Source organism: Polaromonas hydrogenivorans, from assembly GCF_040105105.1.
Classification (GTDB): domain Bacteria; phylum Pseudomonadota; class Gammaproteobacteria; order Burkholderiales; family Burkholderiaceae_C; genus Polaromonas; species Polaromonas hydrogenivorans.
On the sequence record NZ_CP157675.1, the window covers coordinates 3,379,410 to 3,401,111 of the forward strand.

24 protein-coding genes, 1 tRNA gene and 1 pseudogene are annotated in these 21,702 nt (G+C 59.0%); 14 read left to right on the plus strand and 12 right to left on the minus strand.

What is annotated here, in order from left to right; all coding sequences use genetic code 11:
- The first annotated feature begins 75 nt into the window (after window positions 1-75).
- The 3 genes from gpmA to ABLV49_RS16235 all read left to right on the plus strand — a co-directional run bounded on the left by gpmA (window position 76) and on the right by ABLV49_RS16235 (window position 3,427).
- On the plus strand, window positions 76-828 hold the full coding sequence (gene gpmA, locus ABLV49_RS16225) for a 2,3-diphosphoglycerate-dependent phosphoglycerate mutase (protein ID WP_349278033.1): 753 nt from the start codon (window positions 76-78) through the stop codon (window positions 826-828).
- Between the two features lie 252 nt (window positions 829-1,080).
- Entirely contained in the window at window positions 1,081-2,520 is a 1,440-nt protein-coding gene (locus ABLV49_RS16230; protein WP_349278035.1) for a S41 family peptidase, read from the plus strand.
- A gap of 136 nt (window positions 2,521-2,656) precedes the next feature.
- Window positions 2,657-3,427, plus strand: coding sequence for a HesA/MoeB/ThiF family protein (locus ABLV49_RS16235; protein WP_349278037.1), 771 nt, complete (start codon window positions 2,657-2,659; stop codon window positions 3,425-3,427).
- Window position 3,428: 1 nt separating this feature from the next.
- Here ABLV49_RS16235 and ABLV49_RS16240 read toward each other — a convergent pair whose 3' ends face one another.
- Entirely contained in the window at window positions 3,429-5,441 is a 2,013-nt protein-coding gene (locus ABLV49_RS16240; protein WP_349278039.1) for an AsmA family protein, read from the minus strand.
- Between the two features lie 363 nt (window positions 5,442-5,804).
- Between ABLV49_RS16240 and ABLV49_RS16245 the strand changes: the two genes are divergently transcribed.
- Window positions 5,805-6,203, plus strand: coding sequence for a response regulator (locus tag ABLV49_RS16245; protein ID WP_011800334.1), 399 nt, complete (start codon window positions 5,805-5,807; stop codon window positions 6,201-6,203).
- Window positions 6,204-6,333: 130 nt separating this feature from the next.
- Here the strand turns inward: ABLV49_RS16245 and ABLV49_RS16250 are convergent, their stop codons facing one another.
- On the minus strand, window positions 6,334-6,966 hold the full coding sequence (locus ABLV49_RS16250) for a response regulator (protein ID WP_011800333.1): 633 nt from the start codon (window positions 6,964-6,966) through the stop codon (window positions 6,334-6,336).
- Between the two features lie 135 nt (window positions 6,967-7,101).
- Between ABLV49_RS16250 and ABLV49_RS16255 the strand changes: the two genes are divergently transcribed.
- From ABLV49_RS16255 to ABLV49_RS16285, 7 genes and pseudogenes are all read left to right on the plus strand, one after another.
- Window positions 7,102-8,442, plus strand: a complete 1,341-nt coding sequence (locus ABLV49_RS16255) for a sensor histidine kinase (protein ID WP_349278042.1) — start codon at window positions 7,102-7,104, stop codon at window positions 8,440-8,442.
- Between the two features lie 222 nt (window positions 8,443-8,664).
- Complete coding sequence (locus ABLV49_RS16260; RefSeq protein ID WP_011800331.1) at window positions 8,665-8,829, plus strand: DUF1328 domain-containing protein; 165 nt, start codon at window positions 8,665-8,667, stop codon at window positions 8,827-8,829.
- Between the two features lie 80 nt (window positions 8,830-8,909).
- The gene (locus tag ABLV49_RS16265) at window positions 8,910-9,314 is read left to right on the plus strand and encodes a hypothetical protein (RefSeq protein WP_349278044.1); all 405 of its coding nucleotides are present in this window, start codon (window positions 8,910-8,912) and stop codon (window positions 9,312-9,314) included.
- 62 nt (window positions 9,315-9,376) lie between these two features.
- Entirely contained in the window at window positions 9,377-9,742 is a 366-nt protein-coding gene (locus ABLV49_RS16270; protein WP_011800329.1) for a phage holin family protein, read from the plus strand.
- A 25-nt stretch (window positions 9,743-9,767) separates the two neighbouring features.
- On the plus strand, window positions 9,768-10,220 hold the full coding sequence (locus ABLV49_RS16275) for a hypothetical protein (RefSeq protein WP_349278046.1): 453 nt from the start codon (window positions 9,768-9,770) through the stop codon (window positions 10,218-10,220).
- A 5-nt stretch (window positions 10,221-10,225) separates the two neighbouring features.
- Window positions 10,226-10,312: pseudogene (locus tag ABLV49_RS16280) on the plus strand (ferritin-like domain-containing protein); the annotation flags it as partial.
- A 96-nt stretch (window positions 10,313-10,408) separates the two neighbouring features.
- Window positions 10,409-10,723 (plus strand): BON domain-containing protein, encoded by a 315-nt coding sequence (locus ABLV49_RS16285; RefSeq protein ID WP_349278048.1) that lies wholly within the window; start codon window positions 10,409-10,411, stop codon window positions 10,721-10,723.
- A gap of 146 nt (window positions 10,724-10,869) precedes the next feature.
- On the opposite strand, the gene ABLV49_RS16290 is transcribed toward ABLV49_RS16285, so the two are convergent.
- From ABLV49_RS16290 to hrcA, 9 genes are all read right to left on the minus strand, one after another.
- Window positions 10,870-11,367 (minus strand): BON domain-containing protein, encoded by a 498-nt coding sequence (locus ABLV49_RS16290; protein WP_349278050.1) that lies wholly within the window; start codon window positions 11,365-11,367, stop codon window positions 10,870-10,872.
- A gap of 76 nt (window positions 11,368-11,443) precedes the next feature.
- Complete coding sequence (locus ABLV49_RS16295; protein ID WP_349278051.1) at window positions 11,444-11,587, minus strand: hypothetical protein; 144 nt, start codon at window positions 11,585-11,587, stop codon at window positions 11,444-11,446.
- A gap of 121 nt (window positions 11,588-11,708) precedes the next feature.
- Window positions 11,709-12,548, minus strand: coding sequence for a DUF429 domain-containing protein (locus ABLV49_RS16300; protein WP_349278053.1), 840 nt, complete (start codon window positions 12,546-12,548; stop codon window positions 11,709-11,711).
- A 63-nt stretch (window positions 12,549-12,611) separates the two neighbouring features.
- On the minus strand, window positions 12,612-13,034 hold the full coding sequence (locus ABLV49_RS16305; RefSeq protein WP_349278055.1) for a BLUF domain-containing protein: 423 nt from the start codon (window positions 13,032-13,034) through the stop codon (window positions 12,612-12,614).
- A 4-nt stretch (window positions 13,035-13,038) separates the two neighbouring features.
- Complete coding sequence (gene folE, locus ABLV49_RS16310) at window positions 13,039-13,761, minus strand: GTP cyclohydrolase I (RefSeq protein WP_349278057.1); 723 nt, start codon at window positions 13,759-13,761, stop codon at window positions 13,039-13,041.
- A gap of 153 nt (window positions 13,762-13,914) precedes the next feature.
- Entirely contained in the window at window positions 13,915-15,150 is a 1,236-nt protein-coding gene (gene clsB / locus ABLV49_RS16315) for a cardiolipin synthase ClsB (protein ID WP_349278058.1), read from the minus strand.
- Window positions 15,151-15,268: 118 nt separating this feature from the next.
- Window positions 15,269-15,733, minus strand: coding sequence for a dihydroneopterin triphosphate diphosphatase (nudB, locus tag ABLV49_RS16320; protein WP_349278060.1), 465 nt, complete (start codon window positions 15,731-15,733; stop codon window positions 15,269-15,271).
- An 86-nt stretch (window positions 15,734-15,819) separates the two neighbouring features.
- Window positions 15,820-15,896: transfer RNA gene (locus ABLV49_RS16325), tRNA-Ile, on the minus strand.
- 24 nt (window positions 15,897-15,920) lie between these two features.
- On the minus strand, window positions 15,921-16,934 hold the full coding sequence (gene hrcA / locus ABLV49_RS16330) for a heat-inducible transcriptional repressor HrcA (RefSeq protein WP_011800320.1): 1,014 nt from the start codon (window positions 16,932-16,934) through the stop codon (window positions 15,921-15,923).
- Between the two features lie 49 nt (window positions 16,935-16,983).
- Here hrcA and ABLV49_RS16335 point away from each other — a divergent pair, with 49 nt between their 5' ends.
- The 3 genes from ABLV49_RS16335 (at window position 16,984) to rapZ (ending at window position 20,555) form a co-directional block, all read left to right on the plus strand.
- Window positions 16,984-17,859: an NAD kinase gene (locus ABLV49_RS16335; RefSeq protein ID WP_349278062.1), complete on the plus strand. Its 876-nt coding sequence runs from the start codon at window positions 16,984-16,986 to the stop codon at window positions 17,857-17,859.
- 34 nt (window positions 17,860-17,893) lie between these two features.
- Window positions 17,894-19,543, plus strand: coding sequence for a DNA repair protein RecN (gene recN, locus ABLV49_RS16340; protein ID WP_349278064.1), 1,650 nt, complete (start codon window positions 17,894-17,896; stop codon window positions 19,541-19,543).
- Between the two features lie 154 nt (window positions 19,544-19,697).
- Window positions 19,698-20,555 carry an RNase adapter RapZ gene (gene rapZ, locus ABLV49_RS16345; RefSeq protein WP_349278065.1) on the plus strand — a complete coding sequence of 286 codons (858 nt, stop codon included), beginning with the start codon at window positions 19,698-19,700 and terminating at the stop codon, window positions 20,553-20,555.
- Here rapZ and mutY read toward each other — a convergent pair whose 3' ends face one another.
- A complete protein-coding gene (gene mutY / locus ABLV49_RS16350; RefSeq protein WP_349281754.1) occupies window positions 20,556-21,659 on the minus strand; it encodes an A/G-specific adenine glycosylase in 1,104 nt (367 codons plus the stop codon).
- Window positions 21,660-21,702 lie beyond the last annotated feature (43 nt).

A 21,702-nucleotide genomic window follows, 5' to 3' on the forward strand; every position in this document is an offset into this window, starting at 1 on the left:
CGGAAGTTCGCCCGAAGGCCAGCTTTTTAAATCCATTCCTTCCTGTTTTCATTTCCCCCTTCACACTGAACCACCATGTACAAACTCGTGCTCATACGCCACGGCGAATCAACCTGGAACCTGGACAACCGCTTTACCGGCTGGACCGACGTCGATCTGACCGAAACCGGGATTGCGCAGGCCAAAAATTCCGGCCAGCTGCTCAAGGCCGAAGGCTATGACTTTGACCTGGCCTATACCAGCGTGCTCAAGCGCGCCACCCGCACGCTCTGGCATGTGCTCGACGAGATGGACCAGACCTGGCTGCCGGTGGTGCACAGCTGGCGGCTCAACGAGCGCCATTACGGCGACCTGCAGGGGCTGAACAAGGCCGAGACGGCGAAAAAGTTCGGTGACGAGCAGGTGCTGGTCTGGCGCCGCAGCTACGACACGCCGCCGCCGCCGCTGGCGGCCAATGACCCCCGCAGCGAACGCAGCGACCGGCGCTACGCCAAGCTGCTGCCCGGACAGGTGCCGCTGACCGAATGCCTGAAGGACACGGTGGAGCGCGTCCTGCCCTTCTGGAACGAAGCCATGGCGCCCGCCATCAAGGCCGGCAAGCGCATCGTGGTCGCCGCGCACGGCAACTCGATTCGCGCGCTGGTGAAGTATCTGGACAATATCTCGGACAGCGACATCGTCGGCCTGAACATTCCCAACGGCATTCCGCTGGTCTATGAACTCGACGAGAACCTCAAGCCGCTGCGCAGCTACTACCTGGGCGACAGCGAAGCCGCCGCCAAAGCTGCTGCGGCGGTGGGCGCACAGGGCAAGGCCGTTGCGGCATGAATCACGGCAGAACCCTTTAAAAGACTGCCGAACAGGAGAGTGAGCCTGTCCACCAATGCCCCTGCCAGGGACATTGGCACCGCTTATTTGTAACCATTCCGTTAGCGTCTTGCAAAAACCGGGCTTTCTCCGCATATTTAATGACCCACGATGTGCAGCTTGCGGAACTGCACAGGCATGTATGTGTCCAAGGTGTATATTGCTCCTGATACGAAGGAGCAAGGGTTCCTCAACAGGCTTAGGAAAATTTTTATGGGTCAGAAGCTCAAGATAGCAGGCTGGATTTCAATTGGCGCAATGGCCGGGGCATTGACGACCGTGCAGTTGCAGGCAGTTGCACGCGCCGGCATGGCACCCTTGCCGCTCGAAGAATTGCAGCAACTCGCGGCCGTCTTCGGCATGGTCAAGACCGATTACGTCGAGCCTGTGGACGAAAAGAAACTGATTACCGATGCAATTTCCGGCATGGTTGCCAGCCTGGATCCGCATTCGGTGTATTTCGACAAGAAAACCTACAAGGAATTCCGCGAAGGCACCTCGGGCCGCTTTGTCGGCGTGGGCATCGAGATCAGCCAGGAAGACGGCCTGGTCAAGGTGGTGTCGCCGATTGAAGGCTCGCCGGCCGACCGCGCCGGACTCAAGCCGAACGACCTGATCACCCGCATTGATGACACGGCAGTCAAAGGCCTGAGCCTGAACGATGCGGTCAAGAAAATGCGCGGCGAACCCCAGACCAAGGTGATGCTGACGATTTTCCGCAAGGATGAAAGCCGCACCTTCCCGGTCACCATCACGCGCGAAGAAATCCGCACCCAGTCGGTTCGCAGCAAGGTGATTGAGCCGGGTTATGCCTGGATTCGCCTGAGCCAGTTCCAGGAACGCACGGTTGACGACTTTGTGGTCAAGATGGAGCAGATTTACAAGCAGGAGCCCAAGCTTAAAGGCCTGGTGCTGGACCTGCGCAATGACCCGGGCGGATTGCTCGATGCGGCGGTGGCGGTTTCAGCGGCCTTTTTGCCCGAAAACGTGACCGTGGTTTCCACCAACGGCCAGTTGGTCGAAAGCAAGTCGGTTTACAAGGCTTCGCCCGAGTTTTACCAGCGCCGCAATGGCGCTGATCCGCTCAAGCGCCTGCCGGCCGCACTCAAGACCGTGCCGCTCGTGGTGCTGGTTAATGAAGGCTCGGCCTCGGCCAGCGAGATCGTGGCCGGCGCGCTGCAGGACTACAAGCGCGCGACCATCATGGGCAACCAGACGTTTGGCAAGGGTTCGGTCCAGACGGTGCGTCCGCTGGGCCCTGACACGGGCATCAAGCTGACCACGGCGCGCTATTACACGCCGAGCGGCAAGTCGATCCAGGCGCGCGGCATTGTGCCTGACGTGATGATTGATGAAACCGCTGAAGGCAGCCCGTTTGCGGCACTGCGCACCCGTGAAGCCGACCTGGAAAAGCACCTGAACAGCGGCCAGGGTGCCGAAGTGAAAGACCCGGGCCGCGAAAAAGCGCGCGAGGAAGCCATGAAGCGGCTTGAAGAAGAAGCCAAGAAAACGCCCGAGCAGCGCCGTCCGCCCGAACTGGGAAGCGACAAGGACTTCCAGTTGGCCCAGGCCATCAACCAGCTCAAGGGCCGTCCGGTGCTGGTCAGCAAGACGGCGGTTGTCGAGCCCAAGAACGAAAAGAAAGAAAACTAGGCGTTCATACCGCTTCGTTCAGGCAAAGCCCGTCCGGTTTCGAACGGGCTTTGCTTTATTTGCACTTCACGGTTCACACTTCGCAGCCATCAACCTCCCGCCGCACATGCCGGCGGTTTTTCATTTTTCCATTCCCATGAACGACGAACAGCTGCTTCGCTATTCCCGGCACATCCTGCTCGATGAAATAGGCATTGAAGGCCAGCAAAAGCTTCTCGCCTCGCATGTGCTGATCATTGGCGCAGGCGGGCTGGGCTCGCCGGTGGCCCTGTACTTGGGGAGCGCCGGCGTTGGCCGCATCACCGTGGTCGATCATGACCACGTGGATGCGACCAACCTGCAGCGCCAGATTGCGCATACGGTCGCGCGCATTGGTGAATTCAAGGCGGAATCGGTGCTCCAAGCCGTCGCCGCGCTCAACCCTGATGTGAAAGTGATTCCGGTGACGCAGCGGGCTGACGATGCCCTGCTTGACCGGCTGGTCAGTCAGGCAGACCTGGTGCTTGACTGCACCGACAACTTTTCGACCCGCCACGCCATCAACCGGGCCTGTGTCAAGCACGGCAAGCCGCTGGTGTCGGGCGCTGCAATCCGCTTTGATGGCCAGATCACGGTCTATGACCCGCGCAGTCCTGACTCGCCTTGCTATGCCTGCATCTTTCCGGAATCAGACCTGCCCGAAGAAACCCGCTGCGCCACCATGGGCGTGTTTGCACCGCTGGTCGGCATCGTGGGCACAGTACAGGCTGCCGAGGCGCTGAAACTGCTGTGCGGCATCGGAACGGCACTGACCGGACGCCTGCTGATGCTTGATGGCAGGGGCATGGAGTGGCACGAGATGAAACTGTCGCGCAACAAGGCGTGCGCAGTCTGCGGCGTTAAAGCAGCGGAATTTCCAGCCGCCTGAATCACTTTTTTCCAGTGGCAGCGTTGGTGGCCGGATGGGCAGCTTTAGACAGGATCGCGGCGCAATCGGCATTCTCGCCCGGCCCGGTTTCGATGGTTGCAGCCAGGGCCAGCAAGGGATTGATGGCGGCCAGCAGCAGGGCAATGCCTGCGCGCCCTGCCAGCGCCGATTTTTCCGGTCCCGCCGACATGTGCGCAAACGTGCCGCCAATCCGCAGCGGTGACCTCAGGCTCAAAATACTCATGTCCTTGGGCTCCGGCTTGAGCAGGATGTCCAGCGTTTCGTTGGCCAGGCTGATCTGCCCTTGCCCCGTGATGACGGTGTCGCTGGTGTCAAGCACAATCGCCCGGCTGCTCATCAGGCCCTGCCTGACATCAAAAGCCGCAGCGGCGCACCTTAGCTGCACATTGCGGTCGCCGCGCAACAGGAACTTGATCACCTCGCCCCCATCCAGGCCCATGAATTCGAGCAGGATGTTGCTGATTTCGCCTTTGCCCATCAACACCGCCACATCCCCCGAGGCCGACCCGAGCATTTGCGCCAGCGAATTTCCACGCCCCTGCAGGTCGAACTGGCCGCTGACTTTTCCAAGGCCGGTTTTAGTCGTTTCAACCGCAGGGAAGAGCTGGTTCAGCTGCACGGCCCGGACATCGAGCCTGGTGTTAAAGGCCGCCGGGGAAACAGTGGAATCAATACGGATGGTGCCAGCCACCGATCCACCGGCAACGCCGAGCGAAATCGGCTCCAGTTGCAGAACGCCGGCATTGAGCTTGACGTGAACAGAGCCTTTGTCCAGCGGTAACTCCTTCACATGCCGGATGTCGGCCGCCGAATAGATGACATCGGCATTCATGGCCTTGAGCTTGGTCACGTCCAGCGGCGTGCGCGGCAGCACCTTGCCAGGCGCAGTTCCGGTTGGTGAAGCTTTGCTGCTTGAGTTGGCTTGCGCTGGTTTTTTGATGTTTGAAGCAGCCACGGCTTGTTTCTTTGGTGCCAGAGCGCCAGAAGGCGCCATGCCGATGACTGCCCCCAAGTCCGCAAAATCCATGACCCTGGATTGCACCTTGCCAGTCAAAAGCGGAACCGCCGAAGATTGATCAAAGCTCAGCGAACCGCTGAGGTCGGACTTGCCCAGCAGACCCTGAATCTGGCTGACAACCCAGAGTTTGTCCTTCTTGTCGAGCTTGCCGCGAAGCTTGTAGGGCGGCGTGGATGGCAGTACCACACCCAGCAAGTTATAAAGATCGTCAAGGTTCTGGCCCTGCAGGTCAAAAGTCGCATCAATGCCGGCCAGGTCGGCAAGATTGGCAATCGAACCCTTGGCCTTCAGGCTGGTTCTTCCGGCGACTGCGTTGACTTCAAGTGGAAAGGATGCCTGGGTATTCTGGCTGAACTCCAGTACACCTCCTGCGCGTCCATTGGCGGTAAATGTTTCATGCTTCCATTGCCCGATAGCCTTGTAACTCAAAGGCAATTCATTCCCGGCTTCCGGGGCCAATGAAAACTGCACATCCAGGTCAGCGCCCTGTGCCTTGGCAAGGTAGCTGACATTCCCCTGATCAACCACGACAGCACCGATCTGGGGAACCGCACTTTTGTCCGAGGTATCGCGAGAAAGCGCCCAGGTTCTGCGGCCATCGGGTTCGATCTGCAGGCCAATCATGGGTTCAGTCAATTTGATCCTGGGCAGCACCACTTTTCCGACAACAAGCGGTAACAGATTAATGTCGAATTCAGCAGCAGTGGCCTTGAGCAGGTAGGAATCATGCGCCCATTCAGGATTGGCGATTTCGACACCTTCCGCCCTGACGGTGGTGGTGCGTCCCAGGTCCACAGACAGATGTTTCGTGATCTCAAAACGTCGTCCCAGCTGCTCCGACACATACCGGTTGATGGGTCCGCGAAGCGAATCCCAGGGAAAAAAGGAAAGCACCAACACAAGAACAACCAGCAAGATGGCAAAACCCGCCAGCCAATGGCGAAGGGAGGCGGATTTCAACGGGGAATTTTTCATGCCTTGGTCTGGGTTGATGGCCGCTCAGCAAGCGTGAGCCTGCAATGGCTGGCAATGCGCAAAAATCCTCATGGCAACTGGCGCGCAAACACTCAATCGCAGAGTCTGACTGTCGGCCACATGCGAATTTTTGACAGTCGGCAAATGCGATGAAAGGCTGTCGGCAGGTGCCTACATCTGATTAACATGAAATCATCGGAAAACCCCTACAAATACAAACAAACGTCACTGGCACAATGATTCATCAATCTGAAGATACATTAGGAAACAAGACAAGCTGGCATTTCCGGCTCTTGCTAGCCGCATTGGCGGGCTTTTCGCAACTCACACCGAATTCCTGCCGCCGTTAACTGGATATGAGCCGTGAGATTGAAAACATACATCGTCGAAGACAACCCCACCATTCGTGAAAATCTGATTGGCACTCTGGAAGAGTTGGCCTGCGTGATTGCCGTGGGAACGGCAGAAACCGAAAACGATGGCAAGGCTTGGCTGAACGCCAACCGACAGGAATGGGATCTGGCAATCGTTGATTTGTTTTTAAAGCAGGGAAGCGGTCTGGGGGTACTTGCAGCTTGCCGGGATCGCCCATCACGGCAAAAAGTGGTGGTTCTCAGCAATTACGCTACCGCAGACATTCGCCAGCGTTGCGCCCAGCTTGGGGTCGATGCGGTGTTCGACAAATCCAACGAAATTGATGCGTTGGTTGAGTACTGCCTTCAACAAAACAATTCCATTGAAGCCGAAAAACCTTCCTCCTGAATGGGAGGACTGTCAGAGTTTTCGACTTTTCAGGGTATTGAGGGCGCAGCACGTCAGGAAATCCGGATGCCTGCTTGAGAAGCCGGCGCCCGGACGGCGCACAAACCGCCAGGGTTTGCGCCGCAGTCCTTCAGTCAATGAGTTTGTTTTTCAGGGCGTAATAGGTCAGGTCGCTGTTGGAGGCCAGACTCATCTTTTCCATGACGCGCGTGCGGTAGGTGCTGACGGTTTTAACGCTCAGCGAAAGCGCCTTGGCGATATCGCCTGCCGTTTCACCCTTGGCCAGCTTCAAGAACACCTGGAATTCCCGCTCGGACAACTGCTCGTGGGCCGCCACGTCCTTGGGACGATTCAGTTGCTGCGCAAGCAACTCGGCCACGGCTGCCGTGATGTAGCGCTTGCCCAGGGAAATCACGCGAATGGCATCGACGATTTCAGAAGGGTCGCATTCCTTGTTGAGGTAGCCGCTGGCACCCTGACGAATCAGATTGACTGCGTAATGCTCTTCGGGGTAACCACTCAAGATCAGGATGCCAACATCGGGCGCCTTGGCGCGGATCATCGCCAGCGCATCGATTCCACTTTGACCGGGCATGGACAGGTCCATGACAAGAATGTCCAGTTCGACATTGCGAACCAGGTCAATCGCTTCCCGTCCGCTTGCTGCTTCACCAACAACGCGCAGATCCACCTGGTCCGAGAAAAACTGCTTCAGTCCGGAACGCACAATGGCATGGTCATCCACAATTCCAATTTTTATCATGTCGCTGTCTTTCTATAAAAACCTGCACTGCCCGGCAAGGCCACCAAAAATCAGCGCCAAGGCAACACAGCTGCATTGATTATCACTGCTCATTATTGACGAGTTATTCACACAAGTACCGAACGGGAGTCAGCCTTGAAAAAATTTGCCACGCTCAAAACGGCCATCAGCCTGCCGCTGGCCGTGCTGGCTGCAGCCTTCATGATTTTCATCAATGAAACGAGCTTTCAACAGTCCACCAAGGCCGTCAGCAACATGGAGCAGGCCCAGCAGACACGCAGCGCCATCACCCGGCTGGTGCGCCAAGTGCTGGACGCAGAAACCGGTCAGCGCGGCTACCTGCTGACAGGCGATCCTCGCTATCTGGAGCCTTACCGTTCGGCGGTAGGCGATATTACCGAAAACCTCAACCTTCTGCGGCAGATCTTTGTCTCCCAGCCTGCGCTGTCGGGTGACTTCGACACCCTGTCGCGTCATGTGTCGCGCAAGATGGCCGAGATGGACCTGAGCGTGCGCATGCGCAAGGAGGGCAATGATGATGGCTGGAAATTTGTGCTGACGACCGACGTAGGCAAGGAAGAGATGGAAGCCATCCGGATTCAATCCGACAAACTGTCGGCCAGCAGCATCCAGCAAATGGAACAGGGCCAGGCGCAGATCAGGAAAGCACTGCAGCTTTCACGCATTGGGATTGCCACCACGGCGCTGGTCGGACTGCTGGCTTTTTACATGTACCTGATGCAAAACAAGGCACTCATTGCCTCGGGCCAGCGCGAGCAGGAGTCTCTGGAGCGCGAGCGCGACCTGCTCGAAAAACAGGTCAGGGAACGTACCGCCAGCCTGGCCGAACTGGCAACCCATCTGCAAAATGTGCGTGAAGAAGAACGCGGCCACCTGGCGCGTGAGCTGCATGATGAACTGGGCGCACTGCTGACGGCCGCAAAGCTCGATGTTGCCAGGATCAAATCCCGCCTGGCCGGCAACCTGCCGGAAGCCTCGGAACGGCTTGAACACCTGACCAGCACCCTCAACACCGGCATTGCCCTGAAGCGGCGCATTGTTGAAGACCTTCGGCCCTCGTCACTGTCCCATCTGGGCCTGGTGGCATCCCTTGAAATTTTGGCGCGCGAATTTGAGGAACGCTCCGGACTTTCCATCACCACCGATCTGGAAACCGTCGAACTCGGCGGATCGGCGCAACTGACCGTTTACCGGCTGGTTCAGGAGTCTTTGACCAACATCGCCAAATATGCCAATGCAACCCAGGTAGAAATCAGCGTGCACAACTTTGACAATTTCATCACCGTGGATGTCAAGGACAACGGCAAAGGCTTCAAGCTGGAAAGCATTGGGCCGGGAAGCCATGGACTGGCCGGCATGCGTCACAGGGTGGAAGCTGCCGGTGGAAAGTTGACGGTTGCCAGCGCTGAAGGCAGAGGAACCCAGGTCGGTGCCGTGCTGCCCAAATCGCAGTGACCCAACGCTTCGATGGCAAGCCTCAACAGGCCCGCCAAGCCAGCCAGGCCCGCCAAAGCGCACGTAACAAAATGTCATCCTTTTCCTACAAGGCATTACCCCAGGCACTGACAGGGGTTTAGGCCCAAGACCGATGAGGAAAACCACATCCAAAAGCTAAGCTTGCTCAAGGCTTTTTAAAGAAGCAATTCTTATATGCCTAGCCATCGCAAGGGAAATCAAATGTTGCATTATTCAGTCGTCTTTCTGGTGATCGCCCTGATTGCTGCCGTCTTCGGTTTTGGTGGAATTGCAGCAGGCGCCGTTGAAATTGCCAAGATTCTCTTCTTCCTGTTCGCTATCATGGCAATTGTCAGTTTTGTTGTCAGCCTGATCAAAAAAAATTAGCCTTAAGCTGATGGCAGCGTTCAAAAGCTGCCTACTTTTTTATCAACTTTTCATTCACTCACTCACCAAGGAAATAAGACATGAATACAAATAGCCCTTCAAACATGGTCCGTGATGCTGTTCCTGCAATGCAGAAGGCTTCTGACGGCATGATGGATTCAGCCAGCAAGGCTTTGGAGTCAACGCGCGAGCATGCCAACCAAGCGCTTGACAAGGCCGAAAGCAAAGTTCGCGAACTGCGCGGCAGTGTTGATCCAATGGTTGACATGCTGGCATCCAAGGCGCAAAAGATGGCCCGCCAGAGTCTGGACATGGCTTCCGAAGCCAAGGAACGCGCCGAAAAATCACTCAAGCAGGCCGCTGATGCGACCACCCGGTATGTTTCCGAGCAACCCATGCGCTCCGTGCTGATTGCAGCAGCGGTCGGTGCAGCGGTTGCCCTGCTGGTGTCTTCTTCGCGCCATCGCAACCGCAATCGTTACTGAAACCCAACCCGTTTCCCGACTCTCCCTGGCAAGCCCTGACGCACAACCTACGTTCCCAACCTATGCTGCATCCTCTTTTTTCAACGATTGTGCAAAGGCCTGACCTGGTCATGGACCACCTGTCGGCCTACGGATCGCTGTTTCACAAGGAAGCAACGAGTGCGGGTTCGGAACTGCTGGCGCGTGCAGTAGCGGGGGTGGTCGCCATCCTGGCTTTGGTTGTTTTTCTTGGCCTGGCGGGCACAGCGCTGATGCTGGGCTTTTTGCAGAACCAGTTCCACTGGATGCTGGTGGCCGTGCCAGGCTTTGCGCTGGTATTGCTGATTGTTGCCATCATGATTGCCATGAAGCCTTTGAAGAGCGAGCGTTTTCCCGAGCTGAAAGCCCAGATTGACAGCGATGCGCAAGCATTGCGCACGGTTTCCTGAAGACCTCCACGAAAAGACCCCTGGCATGGCCTCCCCCACTGAACTCACCCCCCAAGAACGCCTGGCCATCAGCCGCAAGGCCATCGTCAGGCACATGAACCGGCACCACCACCGGGATATTGAGGACAGTGTCGATGATGATATTGACGAGACGGCTGAGTCAGAAGCCGCTGTCCAGGGCGGCACCCTGAGCAGGATTAAATATGCGGCCCGCATGTGGTGGCATCGCCATCCGGCTAGTGCCGCAGTCGAACTGGCAACACCTGTGTTGAGCGACTATGCAGCGGTTCACCCGTTCAGACTGGTCGGGATTTCCGCCGCTGCTGGCGCTGCAATCGTTGTGATACGTCCGTGGCGCATGGTCTCGGCAAGTGCATTGCTGGTGGCTGCGGTGAAGTCGTCCGGCCTGACCAACACCTTGATCACGATGCTCTCTTCTTTTACGCGCCATTCCGCACAAACCGACACGAGGCCATGAGCATGGACACCACCATACGGCGAATGCTTGAAGGCATTCTGGCTGACGAAGAAAAGCATGCCGACAAACTCAAGGACTGGCTGGATCTGTAAAAACCAGGTGCTGGTCGATGGGCGTGGTGCCGTTAATCGACAGGCTTTTTAAACTTTGCACCAACTCAACTCAAATCAACTCAAAGAGGAAACCCTATGAAATACGTTCGCGCAATCGCCTTCGCAGCCCTGGCAGGCATCACCATCATTGGCACCGGCTGTGCCGTGGGACGTGGCCAGGAAACAGCTGGATCGTATGTTGATGATGCCGCCATCACAACAGCCGTCAAGGCAAAGTTCGTGGAAGACAAAACCGTTTCAGCCATGTCCATCAGCGTTGAAACGCTCAATGGCACGGTTCAACTGTCCGGCTTTGCAAAATCTGGCGCTGAAAAAATGCAGGCTGAAACCATTGCCCGTGGCGTGAAGAACGTCAAAAGCGTTCGCAACGACATCGTCGTTCGTCCTTAAGCGACTCCTATAGTCCATTGCGCTGCCTGAGCAAGGTGGCGCGGAAAAGGCAGGCGATGAGGCCACTCATCGCCTGCCTTTTTTATGGATCCCTCATGTTCGGGTTGTGATCAGCCTAACCGGTTTGCAGGCAGCAGCGACCGCTGTCAGTTTGCCTTGACGATCAGCTTGTTGTCCACCGACTGAACACCGCTAAAGGTCTTGGCAATCGCGCCAGCCCTGTCTCGGGCGGCCTGCGTAGGCGCCGAGCCGTTCAGCGTCACCGCACCATCCTTGGTGTCCACATTGATTTTGAAGACCCTGATCTCCGGATCCTTGACCAGTTCGGCTGAAATAGCCGTCGTGATCGCCATGTCGTCCATCTTTTCAATGGCTTTGCCGGCAGCGACCTTGGCGGAAGTTCCCGCATTTTCCGTGGCACTTTTCAATGCGGCGCCCGCCTTGGCAAAGGTTTCCTCTGTTTTAGCCTTCATTTCAGCGCCCGACTGCTCGGTCTTGAGTTTGGCCTCGGCTGCGGCCTGCTCTGTCTTGCCAATGGCTGAATCAAGTTTCTGGCCCGGGGTTTGGTGGTCATCGGCCTTGTTGCAGGCGCTCAGTGCCAGCGTCAAGGCCAGTGATGTGAAAGCAATCAGTGGTTTTTTCATGGGGGAAATCCTTTTAAATCCATTCAAACCTGCAAAAATTGCATGCGGTCGATTGATTTTGCGCCTTCGACCGCAATCAGCGCCCTGAAACCACCGCCAGATCAACGGTATCTGGCACGACACAAGTCACAACGCCGGTCCAGCCCATCCTGGACGGGGTAGCCGCCAAAACCGGGGCCATGCCGGCCAGCGCACCAACGGTGGCGACAGCCAGCCTCATCAACCTGAAGCCTGAAATCATTTTTTACTTCTAAATTGATAGCAAGTTATGCTTTCTGGACTTGCGCAAAAGGCATAAATCATGCATAAATTGATGCCCATTGCATGAACAGAGGCCCGGCTCAAATCCAGGACGTCACAATCCATCCCTCCAGCGCATCCATGTCCGCAGGCAGACCATAACCAGGCGCGCCCTGCTGCGCGGCCCAGGCTGCCTGCATCAGGCACAGCACCGCATCCAGGCTGTCGCCGCTGGCGTCATCGACCAGCGCATCGCGCTGCGCATGGCTGACTTTCAGGCGCAGGCCCAGCCGGGTCTGGCCATGTTCGAGCGCAGTGATCAGATCCTTGCGCGCAATCAGCCGCTCCGGCGTCTGCCTGGCCTTGTCATCGCTTTTGTAAGAACGGCTGCCGAGAACTTCGCGCGCCAGCATTCCCGGATAGCCTTCAAGCGCGACACGCCGGCTGTCGCCCGGGTGCAGGCCGGGCAGATGAACGCCGGCGGCCAGCAGCCGGGGAACGCCGGCATGCAGCATGAAGGCGACCGGCGGGTTCACCCATTTCATGGACGGGCTGGAGCCGGCCGGCTTGTCGGTCGCGCGATGGGCAAATTTCTGCCCCACGGGGCGCGCATCGCAAAAGGCCGCGAAGGTGTTTCGGATTTCCGGGCGGCCCAAGCCGGCATAGTGCGCCATCAACTCAAGCCATTGCGTGGGCCAGCCCAACTGCGTCACCAGTTCGCGCGGCAGGCCGAAGGGAAAGTCAAAGGCCCCGATCCAGCCGCGCTCCTGGCGCAGCCACTGCTCGAAGCTGTCGAGCGAGTCCAGGCGTTCCAGGCTTGAGAGCAGCACACGCCCTTTCAAGGCGGTGCCCGCAGCCATCACGATGGGTTTGCGGCGGCTCGGACTGCACGAAAAATCGCAGCCGATCAGCAGGTCGGGGATTTCAGCCGGCGTGCTCATCTCGTCTCGTCCTTGTACCGGCGATGCAGGCCACAGCGCCCTGCCCGACTCGTTCCGGCTTTTTCAGGCGCGGCCGATGATGGAAGCGGTGGCCATCAGCTCTTCAAGCAGCGCCAGCGACACCTTGCCCGAGGCCGCATAGGGGTCGAGTTCGGCTTTTTCAGAGTATTTCAGCAAGATGGAATGGTTCAGCTTGAGCAGGTTGACCGTTCCCATGGTCCAGCCGCCAAAACGGCGCTCGGAAATTTCTTCGTAGTCCAGCAGCACCACGTCCTTGTGGCGCGGGTCTTTCTGGATATGCCCGTACAGTTCGCTGACCGCCATGCGGCCGCCTTCGATGGCCTGCAAAAACACCCCCCCGCCATAGCAAAGAATGCCGGTGATCCCGCAGGTCGGGTTGTACTGGCGGGAGTGAGCCAGGATGCTGGCGATGGCATCGCCGTTGTTGTCCACGGCACGACTCGCATAAAGTAAACGAACCAGCATGGAATTACCCTTTTCTTGGAATGAGCGCGAGAAACTCGCGGCGCAAGGTCGAATCCTTCAGGAACACGCCGCGCATGACCGAGTTGATCATCTTGCTGTCCATGTCCTTGACGCCGCGCCAGGCCATGCAGTAGTGGCTGGCTTCCATCACGATGGCCAGCCCGTCGGGCTGGGTTTTTTCCATGATCAGGTCGGCCAGCTGCACCACGGCCTCCTCCTGGATTTGCGGACGGCCCATGACCCACTCGGCCAGCCGCGCGTATTTGGACAGGCCGATCACGTTGGTATGTTCGTTGGGCAGAACGCCAATCCAGATCTTGCCAATGACCGGGCAGAAATGGTGCGAGCAGGCACTGCGAACGGTGATCGGTCCGACGATCATCAACTCGTTGAGGTGCTCTGCATTGGGGAATTCGGTGATGGTCGGCGCCGTCACATACCGGCCATTGAAGACCTCTTTCAGGTACATCTTGGCAACCCGGCGGGCCGTGTTGCCGGTGTTGTGGTCGCCCACGGTGTCGATCACCATGCTGTCGAGAACGCCCTGCATCTTGACCTCGACCTCGTCAAGCAATTTTTCCATCTCGCCCGGCTCGATGAATTCGGCGATGTTGTCATTGGCATGGAAACGCTTGCGTGCCATGACCAGGCGTTCGCGGATCTTGACGGAGACAGGTGTTCCTTCGTCTGTCAGATCCTGTGAGGGCGGAGTAGTTTTCATAAGCATGTCAGATATTACCAGCCCACCTTAAAGTCGTCCCAGCGTCGGTTTTATAAGCTTTTTAAGGCTTTTGCGCTTTACCCACTTACTCAGGCAGCTATTAATTAAATAGCAAGCCATGGTCTTGCCGGATGGCCGCATCGCCCTGGAACATGCATTTCAATAACGCTGGCCTGTCAGCAGCAGGGCCAGCCGCATCAGGGCGTAAGCCATCCAGCCCTGGATGCGCCGGCCCAGGGGGCGCTGGCTGTAAACAGCAGGGTCGATGCGCACGCCATGATGCACCACGGCTTCGCGCAAACGGGCGCTCAGCTCGCCGGCGAAGGCGCGGTCCTCGACCACCACATTGGCTTCGCGCGCCAGCAGCAGGCTCAGCGGGTCCAGGTTGGACGATCCCACGGTGGCCCAGTGTCCATCCACCACCGCCACCTTGGCATGCAGAAAGCTGGTGGAATACTCATGAATTTCCACCCCTGCGGCCAACAAAGCGCCGTACACCGGCCGGGCGGCATGGTATTGCATGAAGTATTCGTACTTTCCCTGCAGCAGCAGGGTGACGCGAACGCCGCGCCGGGCCGCCCTCATGAGGGCGCGGCGCAGCTTGCCGCCGGGCAAAAAATACGCATTCGCAATGATGACCTCCTGGCGCGCCTTGCCAATCGCCCTGCGGTACGCCCGCTCGATGCTGTGGCGGTTGCGCAGGTTGTCGCGCAGGACCAGCGCCGCTTTGGGGCGTGACATGCCTGGCAAGGCGGCAAGGCCGGAATCTCCGGGCTGGGCCAGCAGGCTTGCATCGGTACGCCCGCCGTAGCCTGCCGCCTTGAACTTTTCCCAAGCCTCGTTCAGATGCCGTTGCCGTGCGCTGTAGCCGGCCTGCACGCGCCACCACAGCAGGGCCATGGCCTCGGCGGCCTCGGCCGCCAGCGGTCCGGTCACGGCCATTGCAAAATCAAAACGCGGCGCCTGCAAATCGCCATGGTTGGGGTCATAAAAATCGTCCAGTACATTGATGCCGCCGCAAAAAACAATCTGCTCGTCAACCACGCACAGCTTGCGGTGCAGCCTGCGCCAGCGTTCGGGCACCAGGAAGCCCAAGCCCGATCCGACCGGAGAGTACGCACACCACCGAACCCCCGCAGCGCTAAACTTTTCCCGCCATTCGGCAGGCAGCAGGCCGGTGCCAACGGCATCCACCAGCACCTGGACCGTCACGCCCCGCCGTGCCGCCCGGACCAGCGCATCGGCCACATCGGCCCCGGCACCATGAACATCAAAGATATAGGTCTCCAGCTGTATCCATCTGTCTGCGGCATCAAAAGCCTGGACGAGCGCTGGAAACAAGGCCTGACCGCCTTGAAGCAGCCGGAGTGTTTCAGGCTGGTTAAAAGATGGCATCAGTGAATCAACTGGCGTGATGGACAAGGCGCGAAAAGCATCAGGCCATTGGAACCGACTGCCTGCTTTTTTCCAACAAAGCATCGCCCAAAGACCCGTAGGACGCTGCCACGTCCACTCAACCCCCTGGAGGCATGAACCTCGGCAACAGCAAAATGGCCTCGGCATTCGAAGGAGAAAAGCATTTTTCCGCAGCGTCCCGGTGCGCCAGCCACTGCGCGGCCGTGTGTTCACGCGGGCTCAGCGTGACGCCGCATCTTGCAGGCAGGCACAGGCCGAACACATGCTCGGTATTGCGCGTCACGCCGGGCGCATAGCGATGCCGCCACGCCGGATAAATTGCATACACATTCGAAAGACGCCAATCGCGCATGTGGGCCGGCGTGGCCACGATGCCGGTTTCTTCCTCGACCTCGCGCAGCGCCGTCTCCAGCAAGGGCTCGTCCAGCGTATCTTTCGAGCCGGTAACGCTCTGCCAGAAACCTGCGTGGTCGGTGCGCTCGATCAGCAGCACATCGAGTTGTGGCGTGTAAATGACGACCAGAACCGACTCGGGAATCTTGTAGGGGCGGCTTGAGGTCATGGGGAATTATTGCGGCTGGGGCGGCGACTGGCGGGCGCACGCGAAAAAGCCCGCTGTTTTTAGTAGCAGGCTTTCCATATCTAGCGTGGTAGGGCGTCACGGACTTGAACCGTGGACCAAAGGATTATGAGTCCTCTGCTCTAACCAACTGAGCTAACGCCCCTTCCAGCGACAGATTGTAGTGGCTCTATTTGCTGTGGCTGAGCGCAGTGCTGACCAGCTTGGAGGTGATATCGACAATCTGGATCATTTTTTCGTAGGGCATGCGCATCGGGCCAATCACGCCCAGGGTTCCCACGACTTGGCCATCGACCTCGTAAGGCGCCGTGACCACCGACAGTTCCTGGTACGGAATCACCTGGCTTTCGCCGCCGATGTAAATCCGCACACCCTCGGCCCGGCTGGAGACATCGAGCAGGCGCATCAGCTGCGCCTTCTGCTCGAACAGGTCAAACAGCTTGCGAAGGTTGCCCATGTCGCTGGAAAAGTCGCTGACCGCCAGCAGGTTGCGCTCGCCGGAGACAACCACTTCATCGCGCGACTCGATGGCTTCGGAACTGACCAGGACGGCTTCCTGCATCAGTGTGGCGATTTCTCCCCTGAGCGCTTCCACTTCATTTTTCAGCCGCTCACGCACCTCTTCAATCGCCATGCCGGCGTAGTGCGAGTTGAGAAAGTTCGACGCCTCGATCAATTGAGACGCGGTGTAGTCGGTCTCGGTAAAGATCACCCGGTTCTGCACATCGCCATCGGGTGAAACAATGATCACCAGAAAACGCTTTTCGGACAGCCGCAAAAACTCGATATGCCGAAAAACCGAGGTGCGGCGCGGCGCCATCACCACGCCAACGAACTGCGACAGGCTGGAGAGCATGTGGGCTGCGTTGCTGATGACCTTGAGTGGCTGGTCCGGTGCAATCCGGGCCATCTGGCCAGCGACCGAAAACGGGTCGCGCTGCGTGGTCAGCATCGTATCGACAAACAGGCGATAGCCCCGTGCGGTGGGAATGCGGCCGGCAGAGGTGTGCGGGCTGACAATCAGGCCCAGGTCTTCCAGGTCGCTCATCACATTGCGGATCGTGGCGGGCGACAACTCCAGGCCGGAAGCCTTGGACAGCGTGCGCGAACCGACCGGCTGGCCATCAGCAATATAGCGCTCAACGAGCGCTTTGAGTAACAAACGTGCGCGACTATCAAGCATGGGAACATTCTACGGAAGCTTGGGGCAAAGGTTGTGATGTAATTTGCCGATGAAGTCGCAATTCCGCCATGTCGCACTGATCGGCAAGTACCAGGCCCAAGGCTCCCGTTCTGCCCTCGAGGACATTGCGCATTTCCTGGGATCGCAAGGTTGCGAGGTTGCGCTTGAGGCGGATACAGCCCGCAATACCGGCTTGAGCCAGTTTCCAACGCTCGATGCGGCCGGAATCGGCGCGCAATGCGATCTGGCCCTGGTGGTTGGCGGCGATGGCACCATGCTTGGCATTGGCCGCCTGCTGGCCCAGTTTGGTGTGCCCGTGGTGGGCATCAACCAGGGGCGGCTCGGCTTCATCACCGACATTGGCTTTGAACATTACCAGAACACCCTGGCACCCATGCTGCGCGGGGAATTCGAGGAAGACCGGCGCTGGATGATGCAGGCCAAGGTCGTGCGTGACGGTCACTGCGTGTTCAGGGCGACCGCCATGAATGACGTGGTCGTCAACCGGGGGGCGACTTCCGGCATGGTGGAGTTGCGGGTCGAAGTCGATGGCCGTTTTGTCGCCAACCAGCGGGCTGACGGCCTGATCATTGCCTCACCCACCGGCTCCACCGCCTACGCGCTTTCGGCCGGTGGCCCCATGCTGCATCCCTCCATCGCCGGCTGGGTGCTGGTGCCGATTGCTCCGCACACCTTGTCGAACCGGCCCATCGTGCTGTCAGACTCTGGAGAAGTCGTCATTGAAATCGTCGCTGGCCGGGATGCCAGCGCCAGCTTTGACCAACAGTCGCTGGCCACCTTGCTGCACGGCGACCGCATCAGCGTCAGGCGCTCCGAGCATCAGATGCGGTTTTTGCATCCCAAGGGCTGGAGCTACTTCGACACCCTGCGCAAAAAACTCCACTGGAATGAAGGCGTCGCCTGAGAGCAGCCCCCTGGGGCCCGATCTGGACCGAGTTATGAGCCTTAAAAGCATTGCCCTGCGCGACTTCGTGATCGTCCACGAAATGGACCTGGACTTGTCGCAAGGATTCACGGTGCTCACCGGCGAAACCGGCGCCGGCAAATCCATATTGATTGGCGCCCTGCAACTGGTTCTGGGCGCACGCTCCGACGCAGGCGTGGTGCGCGAAGGCGCCGGGCGCTGCGAGATCAGCGCGGAATTCGACAACGCTGCCCGCCTCGCGCCCTGGCTGGAACAGGCTGGCCTTGAATCGGGTGAAACCCTGTTGCTGCGCCGCACGATTGATGCGCAGGGCAAGAGCCGGGCCTGGATCAACGGCAGTGCGGTCACGGCCACCCAGCTCAGGGACATCGCCAGCCAACTGGTCGATATTCATGGCCAGCATGCCTGGCAAAGCCTGACGCGTCCTGAAGCCGTTCGTGGCCTGCTGGACTCCTATGCAAATGTCGCCACCGAAACGCTGTCCCTGCGCTGGCAGGAGTGGCGTCTGGCCCAGAACACCCTGACCCAGGCGCAAGGCGCCCAGGACAGCCTGCAGCGCGACCGTGAACGGCTGGCCTGGCAAATCGGCGAGTTGGGGAAGCTGGCGCCTGGCGTCCATGAATGGGAAGAACTCAATGCCCAGCATGGTCGCCTGTCCAATATCCAGGCTTTGCGCGAGGCCGTGCAAACTGCAGTCGATGCCTTGCAGGAAGCCGATGACAATGCCACTAGCCTGCTCGGCCGCGCCATTAATACACTACAAAATCAGGAGCACATCGAGCCCGAATTCAAAGCGCTGACAGAGCTTTTGAACACTGCACTGGCACAAATGGAGGATGCGGTGCATACCTTGCGCGGTTATGCCCGGCATGCCGAACTGGAGCCGCAGCGGCTGGCCGAACTGGACGAGCGTCTGGCCCAATGGGTTGGCCTGGCGCGCCGCTACAAGCGTCCGCCGGCCGATCTGCCTGAATTGCTGGCCTCCTGGCAGTCCGAGTTGCAAGCGCTCGATGAAGCGGCTGATCTGGTCCAGCTTGAGAAAAAGGAGTCCCAGGCCAAGGCCGCCTATCTGAAAGAGGCCACCCGGATTTCCGGCTTGCGCAGCCAGTCCGCGCCCCTGCTTGCCAAAGCCATAACCCAGGCCATGCAGGGCCTGGGCATGCAGGGCGGCAGGTTTGAAGTCGTCCTCACGCCGCTGGAGCAGCCGGCCCAGCATGGGCTTGAACAGGCTGAATTTCTGGTTGCCGGCCACAGCGGCAGCACGCCCAGGCCGGTGGCCAAGGTGGCCTCGGGCGGCGAGCTGTCCCGCATTGCGCTGGCCATTGCCGTGACCACCAGCCAGTTGGGGCAGGCGCAAACCTTGATTTTTGACGAGGTGGATTCCGGCGTGGGCGGCGCCGTGGCTGAAACTGTCGGCCGGTTGATGCGGCAACTGGGCCGGGACCGGCAGGTCATGGCGGTGACGCATTTACCCCAGGTCGCCGCTTTTGCCGATCATCATCTGGTGGTTGCCAAACGAACGGAACGGGGCACTGCCTTGAGCACCGTGACCCAGATGGACGGTGAGCAACGCGTGACCGAAATTGCCCGCATGCTGGGCGGCGAGCGGCTTTCCGGCACCACGCTTGCGCATGCCAGGGAAATGCTGGCTCACGCTGGATAACACCGGGCACTGCCTCGAAAACAATATTTCATTCATCCCTTCTTGATACCATCAGGAGCATGACCATTCGTCTTCTGGATTACTCACAAATGCCCTGCAGCAATGACCGCATCAAAGCCCAATGGCCCTCGTCAGGCGTTCAAGGGTTCCAGCCATGGAAATGATCCTCATCACCGGAATGTCGGGCTCTGGAAAGTCGGTGGCGCTGCATGCGCTTGAAGATGCAGGCTACTACTGCGTGGACAACCTTCCGCCGGAGTTGCTGTCATCGTTTGTTGCGTTGAAGCGGCCGCACAACGCGCCCAAGCTCGCCATTGCGATGGATGTCAGAAGCGCCACGTCCCTGCCGCTGGTGCCGGAGCAGCTCCGGGAGTTGAAGGCGCAAGGCATGGCCGTGCAATCACTTTTCCTGGATGCCAATACCGACACTCTGGTTCGGCGCTTTTCAGAAACACGGCGGCTTCATCCACTGTCAAGAATAGATGCCACCGACCAGCACCGGGCACTGGTCGATGCCATCGAACTGGAACGCAATCTGCTGGGCGAAATGCGCGAGCAGGCGCACGTCATTGATACCAGCATGATCCGCGCGGCGCAGTTGCAGGGCTACGTGAAATCACTGCTGCAAAACCCGAGCCGCCAGTTGACGCTGGTGTTTGAGTCGTTTGCCTTCAAGCGCGGCGTGCCGCTCGATGCCGATTACGTATTTGATGTGCGCATGCTTCCCAACCCTCATTACGAGGCAGACCTGCGGCATCAGACCGGACTCGACCAGCCGGTTGCCGACTTCCTGAAGGCCCATTCAGAAGTGGACGACATGTTCAGGCACATCGAGCAATTCCTCAGCCACTGGCTGCAGGCGCTGGTGCGTGATCACCGCAGTTACGTCACGGTGGCGGTGGGCTGCACCGGCGGCCAGCACCGTTCGGTTTACCTGGTTGAAGCGCTGGCGGCAGCCTTTGGCAAGGATTGGCCGACCCTGAAACGGCACCGCGAACTCGAAGCCGGCTGATCAGACCGGCTCATCATTGCCCGCCAGGCCCGGCGCATCCCGCACCAGCAGCTTGCGAATGGGCGCAGGCAGGCCCAGCTCCGGCCATGCTGCCGGGCCGAACCATGCCGCCGGACGGCCCTCTGAAACCATTGTTTCGGGCATGGCCTGATCAGCCTGGAAACCGGCGATCCACGGCGACAGGCACAAATCCTTGTGCGTCAGGACATGGACAAATGCTGGCAGCGCTTCCATCCGGCCTTCAAGGCTTTCCGGTACGAGCGCCCTGAGTTCGGCATCGCTTTCAAACACGGGCAGGCAATAAAGGCCGCTCCAGATGCCTGTCGCAGGGCGCTTTTCGAGCCATACCGAACCGTCGGGCTTTTGTGCCCACAACAGGCTCAGCGCCTGGGTGCTGCGCTTGAGTTTTCGGGTCTTGACCGGGTATTTCTCAGGCTGCCCCTCTGCCCGTCCACGGCACAGCGCCTGCACCGGACACAGCAGGCATTTTGGCTGCCGGCCCGTGCAGATCGTGGCGCCGAGGTCCATCAGCCCCTGGGTGTAACGCGGCATGGCTTGGGCCAGATTTTCATGGGGAAGCAGGTCTGTGGCTTGATTCCAGAGCGCACGCTCATTGGCGCTTTGCGCCAGATCGCCAGAAAAACCAAGCGCCCGCGTGAGCACCCGTTTGACGTTCCCGTCGAGGATCGCAACCCGCTCTCCAAAGCAGAATGAAGCGATGGCCGCAGCGGTCGAACGGCCGATGCCAGGCAAGGTCTGCAACTGCTCCGCCGAGCGTGGAAACTGCCCGGCATGCAGCGCCATCACATCTTGCGCGCAGCGATGCAGGTTGCGTGCGCGGCTGTAGTAGCCCAGCCCGCCCCACAAGGCCATCACCTCGTCCTGCGTCGCAGCGGCCAGGTCGCTGACCGTGGGAAAGCGCTGCACAAATCGGTCGTAATACGCCAGCACCGTGGCGACCTGGGTCTGCTGGAGCATGATTTCCGACAGCCAGACCCGGTAAGGATCGCGTGTGTTTTGCCAAGGCAGGCTGTTGCGCCCATGGCTCTGCTGCCAGCGCACGATTTCATTGGCGAATAGTGAAGGGGGGAAGGATTTCAGCATGGGCTGGCTGCCTGCCTGAAGCACGTCGCCATGGTTTGATTCG